This window comes from Pseudoalteromonas nigrifaciens (assembly GCF_002221505.1).
Classification (GTDB): Bacteria; Pseudomonadota; Gammaproteobacteria; order Enterobacterales; family Alteromonadaceae; genus Pseudoalteromonas; species Pseudoalteromonas nigrifaciens.
The window spans coordinates 927,919-941,253 of record NZ_CP011036.1 but is presented as its reverse complement, the minus strand read 5'-3'; the positions used below and the strand labels follow the sequence as shown (position 1 = coordinate 941,253).

15 protein-coding genes are annotated in these 13,335 nt (G+C 38.6%); 9 read left to right on the top strand and 6 right to left on the bottom strand.

Going from position 1 to position 13,335, the window contains the following annotated elements; translation table 11 throughout:
- Positions 1–153 precede the first annotated feature (153 nt).
- The 3 genes from PNIG_RS04465 (at position 154) to PNIG_RS04455 (ending at position 4,278) form a co-directional block, all read left to right on the top strand.
- Positions 154–2,073, top strand: a complete 1,920-nt coding sequence (locus tag PNIG_RS04465; RefSeq protein WP_089367895.1) for a methyl-accepting chemotaxis protein — start codon at positions 154–156, stop codon at positions 2,071–2,073.
- An 86-nt stretch (positions 2,074–2,159) separates the two neighbouring features.
- Positions 2,160–3,341 carry a tetratricopeptide repeat protein gene (locus tag PNIG_RS04460; protein WP_089367894.1) on the top strand — a complete coding sequence of 394 codons (1,182 nt, stop codon included), beginning with the start codon at positions 2,160–2,162 and terminating at the stop codon, positions 3,339–3,341.
- Complete coding sequence (locus PNIG_RS04455; protein WP_089367893.1) at positions 3,331–4,278, top strand: M28 family peptidase; 948 nt, start codon at positions 3,331–3,333, stop codon at positions 4,276–4,278. The genes PNIG_RS04460 and PNIG_RS04455 overlap by 11 nt, the downstream gene beginning before the upstream one ends.
- On the opposite strand, the gene PNIG_RS04450 is transcribed toward PNIG_RS04455, so the two are convergent.
- The gene (locus PNIG_RS04450; protein WP_089367892.1) at positions 4,265–4,579 is read right to left on the bottom strand and encodes a GIY-YIG nuclease family protein; all 315 of its coding nucleotides are present in this window, start codon (positions 4,577–4,579) and stop codon (positions 4,265–4,267) included. The genes PNIG_RS04455 and PNIG_RS04450 overlap by 14 nt on opposite strands.
- A gap of 112 nt (positions 4,580–4,691) precedes the next feature.
- Between PNIG_RS04450 and PNIG_RS04445 the strand changes: the two genes are divergently transcribed.
- Positions 4,692–5,051: an outer membrane protein assembly factor BamE gene (locus tag PNIG_RS04445; RefSeq protein WP_086993523.1), complete on the top strand. Its 360-nt coding sequence runs from the start codon at positions 4,692–4,694 to the stop codon at positions 5,049–5,051.
- 65 nt (positions 5,052–5,116) lie between these two features.
- Here PNIG_RS04445 and PNIG_RS04440 read toward each other — a convergent pair whose 3' ends face one another.
- Together PNIG_RS04440 and PNIG_RS04435 are read right to left on the bottom strand one after the other, a co-directional pair.
- Complete coding sequence (locus tag PNIG_RS04440; RefSeq protein ID WP_089367891.1) at positions 5,117–5,440, bottom strand: RnfH family protein; 324 nt, start codon at positions 5,438–5,440, stop codon at positions 5,117–5,119.
- Complete coding sequence (locus PNIG_RS04435) at positions 5,437–5,877, bottom strand: type II toxin-antitoxin system RatA family toxin (protein WP_011327535.1); 441 nt, start codon at positions 5,875–5,877, stop codon at positions 5,437–5,439. The genes PNIG_RS04440 and PNIG_RS04435 overlap by 4 nt, the downstream gene beginning before the upstream one ends.
- 147 nt (positions 5,878–6,024) lie before the next feature.
- Between PNIG_RS04435 and smpB the strand changes: the two genes are divergently transcribed.
- Both smpB and PNIG_RS04425 read left to right on the top strand, forming a co-directional pair.
- Positions 6,025–6,504: an SsrA-binding protein SmpB gene (gene smpB / locus PNIG_RS04430; RefSeq protein WP_011327534.1), complete on the top strand. Its 480-nt coding sequence runs from the start codon at positions 6,025–6,027 to the stop codon at positions 6,502–6,504.
- Positions 6,505–6,868: 364 nt separating this feature from the next.
- Positions 6,869–9,457: a TonB-dependent receptor gene (locus PNIG_RS04425; protein ID WP_089367890.1), complete on the top strand. Its 2,589-nt coding sequence runs from the start codon at positions 6,869–6,871 to the stop codon at positions 9,455–9,457.
- A 59-nt stretch (positions 9,458–9,516) separates the two neighbouring features.
- On the opposite strand, the gene PNIG_RS04420 is transcribed toward PNIG_RS04425, so the two are convergent.
- Positions 9,517–10,122 (bottom strand): peroxiredoxin, encoded by a 606-nt coding sequence (locus PNIG_RS04420; RefSeq protein ID WP_011327532.1) that lies wholly within the window; start codon positions 10,120–10,122, stop codon positions 9,517–9,519.
- Positions 10,123–10,400: 278 nt separating this feature from the next.
- Positions 10,401–11,114 (bottom strand): fatty acid metabolism transcriptional regulator FadR, encoded by a 714-nt coding sequence (fadR, locus tag PNIG_RS04415; RefSeq protein WP_011327531.1) that lies wholly within the window; start codon positions 11,112–11,114, stop codon positions 10,401–10,403.
- A gap of 443 nt (positions 11,115–11,557) precedes the next feature.
- On the opposite strand from fadR, the gene dsbB reads away from it, so the two are divergent.
- Together dsbB and PNIG_RS04405 are read left to right on the top strand one after the other, a co-directional pair.
- Positions 11,558–12,076, top strand: a complete 519-nt coding sequence (gene dsbB / locus PNIG_RS04410; RefSeq protein ID WP_011327530.1) for a disulfide bond formation protein DsbB — start codon at positions 11,558–11,560, stop codon at positions 12,074–12,076.
- Entirely contained in the window at positions 12,076–12,378 is a 303-nt protein-coding gene (locus PNIG_RS04405; RefSeq protein WP_011327529.1) for a DUF6170 family protein, read from the top strand. Before dsbB ends, PNIG_RS04405 begins: the two co-directional genes overlap by 1 nt.
- Positions 12,379–12,393: 15 nt before the next feature.
- On the opposite strand, the gene PNIG_RS04400 is transcribed toward PNIG_RS04405, so the two are convergent.
- Positions 12,394–12,693, bottom strand: coding sequence for a ComEA family DNA-binding protein (locus PNIG_RS04400; RefSeq protein ID WP_089367889.1), 300 nt, complete (start codon positions 12,691–12,693; stop codon positions 12,394–12,396).
- Positions 12,694–13,008: 315 nt separating this feature from the next.
- On the opposite strand from PNIG_RS04400, the gene PNIG_RS04395 reads away from it, so the two are divergent.
- Positions 13,009–13,326: a YebG family protein gene (locus PNIG_RS04395; protein WP_089367888.1), complete on the top strand. Its 318-nt coding sequence runs from the start codon at positions 13,009–13,011 to the stop codon at positions 13,324–13,326.
- Positions 13,327–13,335: the final 9 nt, after the last annotated feature.

Genomic DNA, 13,335 nt, shown 5'->3' with positions numbered 1-13,335 from the left:
TTAATCTAAGTTTCACTTGTTAGAAACCAAGCCCACCTGCTTTTGCGGTGGGCTTTTTCGTACCTGTATGGCGCGCTATTCATCACTCGCTCAAAATATATAATGTGTTAAAATAATCACCTACTTGGTTCAGTTGTAAACAAAATTACCCTTATGATGATACAAAACCTTTCTATTACTCAAAAAATCACCGCTTTAGGCAGTGTTATAGCAATCTGTGTTGCCGCGCTCATAGGCTTAACATCGTTACATAACGCAGAGGATATCATCGAAAAGCGCATGATAGAGTCTGAACTTCCAAGCAAGTTACAAACTATTAGTAACCATATTGGTGGCGAAATAAACGAGCTTTTAGGCGCCGCAGAACAACTTTCTTCAAATGTATTTCTGATTGATTGGGCAAATTCAGCCACCGAGGACGACTCTCAAATTCTTAATGAGTTAAATAGATTAGTACAGCAGTACGATCTTGCTACTGCATCATGGGCAAATAGAGACACCGCACAATACTGGAACCAAAATGGCTTTTTACGCGTATTAAAAAACGATGCCGCAGATGGCTGGTTTTTCGCATTTAAACAGTCAAAGCGCCCTTATGACATCAGTATTTATCAAGAATCTGCTAACGATGTAAAAATGTTTATTAACCATCAGCAACCCAATGGTTTAGGTTTGGCAGGGCTTGCTAAAAGCATTACCGATATGCAAAAGCTACTGCAGCAATTTAAGATTGAGCAATCTGGATTTGTTTTTCTTGCCAATAAAAATGGCTTGATCCAGTTACACAAAGACGCCAATAAAGTGGCTAAAGTAAATATAGATGCCCTGTACGGCGAAAATATACATAATAAATTATTAAATAGTAATGGCTTTTCATTGGCAGAAATTAACTTAGCCGGTGAAGACACCCTGGTTGCTGCAACACCAATAAAAAATACTGACCTTTTTGTTGTAGCCCAAGTACCTAAAAGCGAAGTGTTTTCGAGTGTGAGTAAATTAGAATGGCAAATTTTAACCTTCACTATAATTATCGCCCTTATAGCGAGCTGTATCAGTTATTTGCTTGCTCGCTCATTGTCGTCGCCACTGTCGAAAATAGCCGAGCTATTCTCTCGTTTAGGCACAGGCGATGCTAATTTAGCATATAGACTGCCTTACTCTGCGCAACCTGAGCTAAATAATTTAACCGATGGTTTTAATCAATTCATCGAAAAAATAGACACAGCAATTAAACAAGTTGCCCATGAAAGCCATGGGATCCGCCAAAGCTCTGACCACGTGTTTGCGCAAGCAAAACATAACTCACAAGCAATTGATCAGCAAAAAGAGCAAACAATATCGGTTGCTGCCGCCATTAACGAAATGGGCGCAACAGTACAAGAAATAGCACAAAGTGCCGCCAACACGGCGAAGTTAACCAATAGTAGCCGTGAAAACACCAGTAAAAGCCATCAACAGGTACTGCAAAGCCAAACGACTATTGCAGCTCTTGCTAGCGACATAGATGGCATTACAGAGCAAGTAACCTTACTTTCTAAAAAAACGCTTGATATTGCTAGTATTGTTGACTCAATTAGAGGTATTTCTGAGCAAACAAACTTACTTGCGCTTAATGCTGCTATTGAATCTGCGCGTGCGGGTGAGCACGGTCGCGGTTTTGCTGTTGTTGCCGATGAAGTGCGAGCGCTGGCTAATCGTACCTCACAATCAACCACTGAAATTCAGTCGATGATTGAAGAATTAACCCAAATATCGAATGATGTTGTTACCGATATTAGTCAGTCCAAAAGTAAAGCTCAGCAAAGTGTAGGGGCAATGCAAAACTCAGTTGAGCTGCTTGATACAATTACTGAAACAGCAAATCAAATTAATGATATGGCAACCTTAATCGCAACAGCAACAGAGCAGCAAAGTAATGTAGTAGCCGATGTAGGACGTAATATTGAGCAAATTAGTGAAATTAGCGACAAGTCGATGAATGAGCAATTAAATACTGAGCAGGCTATTCGCGATTTAGCAAATAGCGCACAAACGCTTGCGTCACTTGTTGCCACTTTTGAGGCAAATCGCTAACTCATTTTTTGTAACATTTAAATTATACCTCTGAGTAAAATTACAACTACACTTAACTGGTAAGTAGTTTTGCTTAGAGGTGTTATATGAAAGCCACTCAACTTAAATATTATTTATCATTTAGCTTTATACTTTTTTTGTGTGCGTGTAGCTCACCGCCAAAGTTAGCGCTGCCGCAACTCATTGAGCCAGCAAACTTTAAGCTACAACAGATCGAAACTCCAGCAGAAATATTTAAATTAGATACCAGCTTAACGCGGCAATTAGATTCTCATTTAAACAGTCAAAATTCAGCCCAACATATTGCACAAGGCATATTTAGCTTTTTATTAAAAAATGGTGATGACTCACTTGCCTATCGCTCATCTGCCACTTTAACCGCTGCACAAAGCTATCAAAATCTAAACGCTAACTGTTTGTCATTATCTATATTAGCGTATAGCTTAGCGGAGCACTTAGGCTTAAAAGCGCAATTTCAAAAAGTACATATCCCTGAATATTGGGCACTTGATCAAGGCGTTAATTTATTAACCGGACACATAAATTTAAGCCTTAATAGCCAACCTCTAATAAAAGATGCTGGCACTTTATTTTACCAACGAGATCAGCGCTTAATTATCGACTTTGACTCTAACAGCCGACAAGCACGCTTTAAAACAACACGATTATCAAAAAATACTGTTACCGCTATGTTTTATAATAATAAAGGTGCTACTGCGCTAATAAATAAACAATATGAATTAGCCTATAGCTACTTTAATGCAGCAACCAAGGTAGCACCTAATTTTAGCGTTGCATGGGGGAACTTAGGTGTTTTATTTAGGCAATTTAACTATTTAAATGAAGCCGAGCAAGCTTATAATTATGCCCTTCATCTTGATAAAAACAACAACACAGCACAAGGTAATCTTGCTATGTTGTACTTACTTACAGAGCGAGAGATGCAAGGAACTCAAATACTTAATCAGCTTGATAAACAGCGCCAAAGTAATCCTTATTACCATATATCACTTGGTAATACCGAGTACGTACATAAATATTACGCTAAAGCACTCAAACACTTTAAAAAGGCCTATACATTATCCCCCACACTTCACGAAAGTCATTTTGGCTTGGCGCGAGTTTACTTTCAGTGGGGCGATACAAAGCAAGCAAAGTACCATTTGCGTAAAGCCGGAAAAAATGCTGATTTTTTACATGACAAAAAACGTTATGGCGCAAAGTTAAAAGCGCTGCAATCATTAACCGCAAAGGTAGGTGCCCATTAAACAATTAACTGTCGTTATTATTTTTCTGCTTTTAAGCCCTTTTGTTAATAGTAAAACGGCGCAGCAGCTACTTATTGATGATTTATATTACTTAGCAGACCAGCAACTTGCAGGTAGAAAAACAGGTTCTCAAAGCGCAGAGCTTACAAGAAGCTATATAAAACACAGATTAAGCCAAGTTAATAATAACGTGGTCGAGCAGCCATTTTGCTATAAATCGGGCCTATTTAGCCAAGCGTGTGGTATTAATATTATTAGTTCCAACATAGGGGCTCTAGAGGCAGTAACAAAGGCAAGCGACCCATTACAAAAAGCCACTCGTATTATTATTACCGCACACTATGACCATTTAGGTAAACGTGGCGGAAAACTGCATCCTGGAGCAAATGATAATGCCACCGGTATTGCTGCTTTAATTTATTTAGCAAGCGTATTTAATGATAAGCCACTGCCTTTTTCTCTTACCTTTGTAGCCACAGATGCAGAGGAAAACGGCTTACATGGCAGTAAATATTTTGCCAAAACACTGCTACCAAATAGCGTTATTATGAACATAAATTTAGACATGCTAGGGGTTAAAAAACGTCGTAGCAACTTATATGTATTAACCTCTAGATCGTTAAAAAACACCTTAAATAGTGTGTTTTTAGCCGTTAAAAATAATAATGTAAATTTAAAACCGGTTTACTCCGCAGCGCAAATGAGCAGATATATAAAATCTAAAAATATAAACTGGCATAAAGCGAGCGATCACTATTCGTTTGCAAGACAAAAAATCCCTTATGTTTACTTTGGCATGGGCTACGACAGTGCCCATCATACAAGTAATGACACCGCTGAGAATATTAACAGCAAACTTTTTACTGATGCAGTGCTATTAATAGAAGCCTTTATTAACCAGCTTGCTAAAACACCACTCCCACTTAGCCCGTCTTAAATGATGCTACATAGGCTTCTTTTTTAGCCCTAGATAATTTTTTCACTTGGTATTCTAATTTACTTGCTGCACTTTTATTGCCAACACTGTGCTGATGAATAAGTAAAAGTGGGCCTTTACCTTTAAGGTTTTTTGCACCATTACCCGCTTGGTGCGTAGCAAGACGTTGCTCAACATTGGTCGTTATACCCGTATACCAATGGCCGTAGCGGGTTTGTACTATATACAAATACCAGATAGATGGCTTTTTTAAGCAGCTCTGATCACTGCATTTTAAACTTTTTTGATTATCAGTGGTCAAATCGCTACCTTAACTTAATGCCCTTAACAAAAAACAATTGCTTAAAAGGGTTTTACCTTCAGTGACTAATCGGTATCATGCAGATTATAAAAAATAAGGATCACAACTAACAATGCAGTCGTTAAAAACTTTTTCTCTTTGGCTTATCGTTGCTTTAACGCTTAGTTCAGCAGCTGGGTGTTCTAGCTGGGTATACAGAATCAACATCCCTCAAGGTAACTTTTTAGAACAATCTGATGTTGATAAACTGCGTGTAAACATGACTCGTGAGCAAGTTGTTTATGTATTAGGCAAGCCTATCGCCGAAAATGCATTTGATAATAACACTTGGCGTTATGTATATAGCTTTAATAAAGGCCGTAGTAACGAGCAGTACAAATCACTGGTTATTAACTTTGAAAATGAAAAGCTTGCTTCTATTTCAGGTGATTACGAACAGCCAGAAAACTTTACTACTCCACTCGAACAATAAGCACCCTCGCTTATAAAATTATAAAGGTGAGTTAAGCTCACCTTTATAATAGCTAAAACCTTATGCTATCGCTCTATAGGACGGCCACCGGTTACTTTATTTGCTCGCCCTTCTTCTTTCGCTTTTTCAGCTCGTTTTCTACGCGCATCTTTAGGATCGGCAATTAAAGGACGATAAATTTCAACTCTATCCCCCTCTTTTAGCTCTTGATTAGGCTTTACAGTTCTATTCCAAACACCGAGTGTTAGTGCTGTAGCATCTATTTCTGGGTGTTTTTCGATAATTCCTGATTGAATAACAGCTTGTTCTACCGTTGTTCCCTTAACAACTTCTATTGTTAAGCTTGTTGCTGTTTCGGGTAGTGCAAATACAACTTCAACATCAATCATACTCTCGCTCCATAAACCTGTTTCGCGCGCTGAGTAAACGCACTCACCATATTTTTTGCAACATCATTAAATATTTTACCAAACGCTAACTCAATCAACTTACTCGAAAACTCAAAGTCTAATTGTAACTCTACTTTGCAAGCATTTGCGTCAAGTTGTTGAAAGTGCCAACGCCCCTGCAACATTTTAAACGGACCATCTACAAGATTTAATACCACGGTTTGCTCATCAACAAAGGTATTTTCTGTGGTAAACCACTTTTTTATACCTGCTTTTGATATTTCTAAACTCGCGGTCATGCTATTATTGTGTTGCTTAATAATTTTTGAGTCTGAGCAATTAGGTAAAAACTGAGGATAGGCTTCTACATCATTAATAAGGTCAAACATCTCTTTAGTGCTGTACATAACCAGCGCACTTTTTTTTATTTGTGGCATACTCACTCCCAACTGTGTGGTGGAATTTTAGCAAGCTTTACGCGTTTCCCCAAACTTTCACGCTGCTTAAATTAATTACTAAGCTTTTAAATGCATTATTAAAAAATCGATGTAAAACATCTCGTATTACGTATAATATAGGGCACTATGGCTAAGAATAAATCATCAAAATCGACAAGCAATACCATCGCGCTTAACAAAAAAGCGCGACATGAGTATTTTTTACACGATAAGTTTGAAGCGGGTGTAGAGCTCCAAGGCTGGGAAGTAAAAAGCATCCGAGCTGGCAAAGTTAACATCACTGAAACTTATATCCATCTTAAAAACGGTGAAGCATTTTTATTAGGCGCCCAAATCCAGCCTCTTAACAGTGCATCTACCCATGTAATTTGTGATCCTTTACGTTATCGTAAGTTACTATTAAGCAGACGCGAGCTAGATCGCTTAGTAGGCGCAACTGAACGCGATGGCTATTCATTAATTGCTACTGCTATGTATTGGAAGAATTGCTGGGTGAAACTTGAGTTTCATTTAGCAAAAGGTAAAAAATTACACGACAAACGCGAAGACGGTAAAGATAAAGACTGGTCGCGTGAAAAAGAACGCTTAATGAAGCATAAAGCATAAATAAAAACGCCTAATTTATTAGGCGTTTTTTTATTTATTTTAAAATAATTTAACGCACAATTTTAAACCAAACTGCATAAATATACTGCAACTTAGTGGCTGTTAATAAAAGAATAAATTATTACAAAATAAGTGCTCACTAAACTATTTAATTCTTACCACTAATTGCAACGCAAGATTTATATTAAAACCCCGCTTTACGTCGAACTTCTATCTCCAAGTAAATAAAACACACTGACTATTTTACCAGCAACACCCAGACTAAAGTCACACCACACCGCTATTGCTAACACCTTTGTTACATGGTATTAATATGGAGGCTTTTTTAGCTACCAAATTCAACAAAACTAACAAGGACTTAAAGATGAAGCAATTTGCATTTACCCCTAGCTTAATTGCAGGGGCTACTTTGGCATTAACAGCTGGCTTTACAACAACAACATACGCCGCTGATGAAGTGAAAAAAGTAGAACGCATTGAAGTAACGGGCTCTCGTATTAAACGTTCTGATATGGAAGGCCCTTCTCCGGTTCAATCTATCAGTAGAGCCGATATTGATAACATGGGTTATGACAACCTACAGCAGTTGCTTGAAAGAATGCCTGTTGCAGGTAGCGGTACTTTCTCTACCCGTGGTAATAACCAAGACTCTACTGCAAATGGTTCTGCAGCGGTAAGTTTACGTGGCCTAGGTGCTGACGCAACTTTAGTACTTATTAATGGCCGCCGTGTTGCTATTAGTGCATTCGCTGAAGGTATTACTAACTCATTTGTTGATATTAACAGTATTCCTGTTTCAGCGATTGAACGTATCGACATTTTAAAAGATGGTGCATCGGCTATTTATGGCTCTGATGCTGTTGCGGGTGTAGTTAACGTTATCTTGAAAAAAGATATTGATGGTATTGAAGTAAACTTAGGCTACGGTGGCACTGACGGTCCTAATTACGAAGAAACATCAGCCAGCATCGTTTGGGGTACAAGTAACGAAAAAAGCAGTGCTTCCGTTATTATTGACTACTTTAAAAACACCTCTTTATCGTCAAGTGAAATGGGCAGTTTAGGCACTGCAGATCAAAGAGCTTTAGGTGGTGAGGACTTTCGTTCATCACGTGGCTTCCCTGGTTACTTTTACGTTGATGGTGTAAAAACCATTGACCCTGCTTGTCCAGCCGATAGCGCAACTGCCAGTGGCAGCTGTTTGTTCGATTACGGCCCATACGGCTATATTGCACCAGCATCTGAACGTATTGGGGCTATTTCGCAGTTTGAATATAATTTTGATAATGGTATTACCGCATTTTTAGAAATGGCAGTACAACACAATAGCTCTGTGGCTATGGGTGCGCCAACCCCGCTAGATGAAGATGCAGGGCTTACTGTGCCAGCAAATCATCCTAATAACCCATTTGGTAAAGATATAGATATTGGCCGTTACAGAACGGTTGATGCCGGTGCTCGCCAATGGGATATTGAATCAGATACGATGCGTTTTGTAGCGGGTTTACGGGGCGAGTTTAACGACTGGAGCTGGGAGACAGCGGTACAAAAAGGTCGTAGTAAATCAATGCAAACTGGCGATCGCTCACAAGGCTGGGTGCGTACCGACTTTTTACAACAAGAAATAGATGCCGGTAATTACAACCCATTTGGCGGCACTTATAACGATCCTGCAGTAATCGACAGAATCACTACTAGCTTAGTACGTCAAGGTGAGTCACATATGACCTCATTTGACGCAAACATTAGCGGTGAAGCATTTAGCTTTGGCGACGATGTGGTGATGATGGCAGCCGGTATTGAGTACCGCGAAGAAGACGTTACAGATATCCCTGATGATCAGTTCCGTCGCGGTTTAATTTTTGGTACTGAAGCTGTATCAGCCGCAGCATCGCGCGATCAATATGCTGCTTATGTTGAATTTTCAATTCCACTAGCTGATACATTAGAATTGCAACTTGCTGGACGTCACGATGACTATAGCGATTTTGGCACAACTACCAATCCAAAAGTTGCACTTCGCTGGGCACCTAGTGATGAAATCACGGTTCGTGGCTCATGGGCACAAGGCTTTAGAGCCCCCTCTTTAGCACAAGTTGGCCTAGGTCCATCAGAAAAAAGTCAGTTCTTTATTGATACTCAACGCTGTCAACAAACGGGCTTAGACTGTCAGTTACTTGATTACAACATTCAATTCTCTGGTAATGCAGACTTACAACCTGAAGAGTCTGAATCTTGGAACGTCGGCTTCATTTGGGCCCCTAGCGCAGAGTTTGGTTTAAGTGTTGATGTGTGGAGCATCACCCAAGACAATAAAATTGACCAAGAAGAGTTTGGTCCAATTTATGCTGCCGAGTGTGGTAACCAAAACAGTACTGTATGTGTTCGCTTACCGCCTACTAATGGTGAAAGCTTAGGTTCAATTCAAAAAATCTATAGCACATTTGAAAACGTCTCTTCACAAGAAGTATCTGGCATCGACTTTTCAGCAAATTACAATCATTCATTGGATGATTTAGGTTTATTGAAATTCAATTTAGAGTGGGCTTACCAAAACAAATTTGAAAAAGATGGCCGTGATTACTCTGGTGAGTATGGTTACCCTGAGCATCGTTGGATTTTCTCAACTAACTGGGAAGTGGGCGACTTTAATACTAATGTTAACTTAAGTTATGTTGGTGAGTTTGAAGACACACCTGATATCGACTTTGACGGTAACTTAGATTTTGATAGCAATACATCACGTATGATTGATTCACAAGTGTTGGTTGACTTACAAACGTCGTACCGTATCACTGAGTCAGCTAAATTATCACTAGGTATTAATAACTTGTTTGACGAAGAGCCTCCTTTTGCAATTGGTGATGGCGATTCTGACCTTTACGGTTATGCGTCTGGGGTTCATAACCCACGCGGTCGTTATATTTATACTAAAGTAAGCTTCTCGTTCTAAATTAGAAGCAACAAAAAAACCGCCAATTGGCGGTTTTTTTATTTAAAACGAGAGCTAAATTATAGATCGCCTTCGTTTTCAGATAGGAACTTAGCAACGCCTTCAGGGCTTGCATCCATACCTTTTTTACCTTCAGTCCAACCAGCAGGACATACTTCACCGTGCTCAGTGTGGAACGCTAGCGCGTCAACCATACGTAGCATTTCATCAATGTTACGACCTAGTGGTAAGTCGTTCACTACTTGGTGACGTACATTGCCTTCTTCATCAATTAGGAAAGAACCACGAAACGCAACACCCGCTTCAGGATGCTCAACGTCGTATGCTTTACAAATTTCATGTTTAATATCTGCAACTAGTGCATATTTAACTTTACCGATACCGCCATCTGCAACAGCAGTGTTACGCCATGCGTTGTGTGAGAATTGTGAATCGATAGAAACACCAATTACTTCAACGCCACGTTTTTGGAATTCTTCATAACGCTTATCAAATGCAATAAGTTCAGAAGGACATACAAACGTGAAATCTAGTGGGTAAAAGAAAATAACTGCTTTTTTACCTTTAATTTTTTCATGAAGGTTATAGCTATCTACAATTTCACCGTTACCAAGAACTGCTGCAGCGGTAAAGTCTGGTGCCTGGCGGCCTACTAATACACCCATTTTATTCTCCAAATATTTTGAGTTTGTTGTCAATTGCTTATGCAATGCTGATAGTTATATGGGCTCTAAAACTTAAAAACCAATAGCGCACATATAATTATTATTATTCTAGAGAGAACTGGTGCGAAATGACAATCGTATTTAACGATTCCTCCCATCGATAATACTGAACACTAAAAAGTGGTGGGGTTTATTTTATTAGCTCAGTTTCTTGGTTATAAAGTATTAATAAAATGAAGACACAAAAAAACCTGCAAATGCAGGCTTTTAAAATAGGTTTAATCCATTATGTCGCTGGGCATATCGCCACGAATTTGTTGCCAAATTTCACCGGTTTGATGACCATATTTACGCATCATCATGATCGCACCGTCGTGTTCTCTGTTTTCAGCCAATTTAGTTAAGTCTTTATAAAACTGGCGAGCCAACTCACGCGTCCCCGGATCTGAAAAATAATGACAACCTATTTTTGAATAAAATCCTTTAAAGCCATTGAGTATAAGCACGTAAATACGATTATTACCTGCAACAGCTAACTCGTGATGCACTTTATAATCGTAATCAGCAAATGCTTGCGCACTGTCTTCTAACTCATCGCTTTGTGAGAGAATTTCAATCACACGTTCTGGATTTAACTTTATAGCTGCACGCGTATAAATTGCGCTTATATTAGTGCGTGCAGAGAGTAACTGGTCGGTTAACTCTGGCATTTTATCTTCATCAAGACGTGCTAACGTTTCAAGAATATTTAGTCCTGACGTTTCCCAAAAGTTATTCACTTTTGTTGGCTTACCATGTTTAATAGTTAACCAGCCATCTCGAGCCAATCGCTGTAATACTTCACGTAACGTCGTTCGGGTAACACCTATTAACTCTGAGAGTTCACGCTCAGCAGGTAGAATAGATCCAGGAGGAAAATCGCCATTCCAGATAGACTCTACTATGTATTCTTCAGCAAATCCTGCTGGGCTTTTCGCTTTAAAAATTCTCATCCAATTCCCACTCGAATTAATTCACACTACTACATACGATTAACCGACTGATTGTACCAGACGACGCTCAAGTAACAAGTAAAGTACGCCATATTACTGCCAGTATGCGATTAAAATATTTGTGTCTATAAAATGCTTTATATTTTTTACTAACACTTGTCGCAAGCACTTATATATTCACCCTAGATACATTTTAAGTAGTTATTTACTTTAAGTTCGCGCCTTGCCTTATTAACTTATTACGTAAAGTCACCTCACACACATACTTTACTCGTTTAAAGGGCTACCTCTTTATTCACATTATTGGATTTTTATTGGCTTTTAGAATTATAACCTTAACTTTAATCATCATAAATGCATGTGGGTAGGCTTTAAGTCGTTTTGCTTGCCCCTAACTTTATCCTACGTCATAATCTAGCGTCTTATTTAAATACGGATTTATTATGAACTGGCTTGCACAATTACCCACCCAACGTACTCCTTGGCTTTTGTTTAGTGGTATTGTTTTTCTGCTTGAAATAACGGCACTGTTTTTTCAATATAAAATGGGATTGGCGCCATGTATCATGTGCATATATCAGCGTACTGCGGTATTAGGTTTACTTATTGCAGGTATTATTGGTACAAGTAATCCAGAGCATAGAGGGGTTCGCTTGCTCGCCTATAGTGTATGGGCTGTTTCTAGTGTTTGGGGATTTATAATTGCCCGCGAGCATATCGAAATGCAAACAACCACTGATCCTTTTGCATTTAGCTGTGAGTTTGAACCTAACTTTCCTGCCTTTATGCCATTACATGAGTGGATCCCAAGCTTTTTTGCAGCCACTGGTGATTGCGGAAACATTGACTGGCAATTTGCGGGGCTAAGTATGCCGGCATGGATGGAAGTAATATTTGCGCTGTTTGCAGCCACTTTATTTTTACTGGTAACGAGTCGCTTAATGACTAAAAGGTCGCTGTAATGCTTGTGTTTTTTTCAAGCCAAATTAATGCTCTAAAACATTTAAAAATACGTGACAGACAAGCTGTTATAGCGATTTCTTTAAGTATGCTTTCACCTGTTAATAAAGTACTACTTCGTATTATAAAATTATTATTACTCAGTCCGCTGTTTTTAATATTTGCCGTATTTGAAGGCTGGTTACTCATCCCTTTTTTACTACTCGGTGGGTTGTGTTACCCACTACTAACGACTCCAATTGAGATTAACTTTGCTAAAAAGCATTTATGTGAAGCATTAACCCAATATACTAAGGGCGCTTAACGCGCCCTTTTTAACTTAAAACGAAATCTTACCTTCAAGCTTTGCAGCTAATTTTTTACCTATACCTTTTACCATTTTCAAATCCTCTAACGATGTAAAGTTACCCTTTGCTTCGCGATAATCTATAATAGCTTGTGCTTTTTTCTTACCAATACCAGGGAGCTTAGATAGCTGGCTAACATCAGCAGTATTAATATTTAAAGCCGCCTGTTTTACTTGCTGAGTTATTGCTGAGGTATCAACATTTGCGTAGGTAAGAGTTACTGGCAACATACAAAAAGCTGCAGCTAAAATACTATATTTTAGTTTTTTCATCTTTCTTCCTTTTTTGTTCATACATGAACATTTACTTTGTTGTTTATATGTTTAAGTCATAACGCAAAAGGCTTTTTACACCTGCACTTTATTAAATACTTAAACCTAACATTCACTCCCTGTGAGATCCTTAACTGCAACGGTACACAAAAGTGATTAAGTTAAATAAAGTAAAGTTAATCTTTGTTGTCAACTATTATCACTTAATATTAATTAGGGGACTTGCAAATTTAGGCACAAACTTGTACTGTACATAAAAACAGTAATCTAATGGTTTATATATACTATATGCCACGCAAGTAAGCAGGAGAAATCATGGCTGTTGTTGTTAAATATGTTGTAGAACGAAACGGAGTCGAGCGCATGACGTTTACTACCAAAAAAGAAGCTGATGCCTATGATAAAATGCTCGATATTGCAGAGTCGCTTGAAATTTTGCTAGAAAAAGTTGATGTACCATTAAGTGAGCAACAAGTAGAGTCACTCGCTTTAGAAATGGCAAAAAGTAAAGATGACTTCATGACAATATTAAAAGGTGGTAAAGAGCCTATAGCCCCTAAAGCTGCTGTAAAAGGCAAAAAAGCAGATAATGTTGCACCCATAGAAGAAAGTAGCGACAAAAAAGCGAGTTAATAAATTTTG

Coding starts and splice junctions, on each gene's coding strand:
- PNIG_RS04465 (WP_089367895.1), top strand. CDS start 154: ATGATGATACAAAACCTTTCTATTACTCAAAAAATCACCGCTTTAGGC.
- PNIG_RS04460 (WP_089367894.1), top strand. CDS start 2,160: ATGAAAGCCACTCAACTTAAATATTATTTATCATTTAGCTTTATACTT.
- PNIG_RS04445 (WP_086993523.1), top strand. CDS start 4,692: ATGCAGTCGTTAAAAACTTTTTCTCTTTGGCTTATCGTTGCTTTAACG.
- PNIG_RS04440 (WP_089367891.1), bottom strand. CDS start 5,440: ATGATTGATGTTGAAGTTGTATTTGCACTACCCGAAACAGCAACAAGC.
- PNIG_RS04435 (WP_011327535.1), bottom strand. CDS start 5,877: ATGCCACAAATAAAAAAAAGTGCGCTGGTTATGTACAGCACTAAAGAG.
- smpB (WP_011327534.1), top strand. CDS start 6,025: ATGGCTAAGAATAAATCATCAAAATCGACAAGCAATACCATCGCGCTT.
- PNIG_RS04425 (WP_089367890.1), top strand. CDS start 6,869: ATGAAGCAATTTGCATTTACCCCTAGCTTAATTGCAGGGGCTACTTTG.
- PNIG_RS04420 (WP_011327532.1), bottom strand. CDS start 10,122: ATGGGTGTATTAGTAGGCCGCCAGGCACCAGACTTTACCGCTGCAGCA.
- fadR (WP_011327531.1), bottom strand. CDS start 11,114: ATGAGAATTTTTAAAGCGAAAAGCCCAGCAGGATTTGCTGAAGAATAC.
- dsbB (WP_011327530.1), top strand. CDS start 11,558: ATGAACTGGCTTGCACAATTACCCACCCAACGTACTCCTTGGCTTTTG.
- PNIG_RS04405 (WP_011327529.1), top strand. CDS start 12,076: ATGCTTGTGTTTTTTTCAAGCCAAATTAATGCTCTAAAACATTTAAAA.
- PNIG_RS04400 (WP_089367889.1), bottom strand. CDS start 12,693: ATGAAAAAACTAAAATATAGTATTTTAGCTGCAGCTTTTTGTATGTTG.
- PNIG_RS04395 (WP_089367888.1), top strand. CDS start 13,009: ATGGCTGTTGTTGTTAAATATGTTGTAGAACGAAACGGAGTCGAGCGC.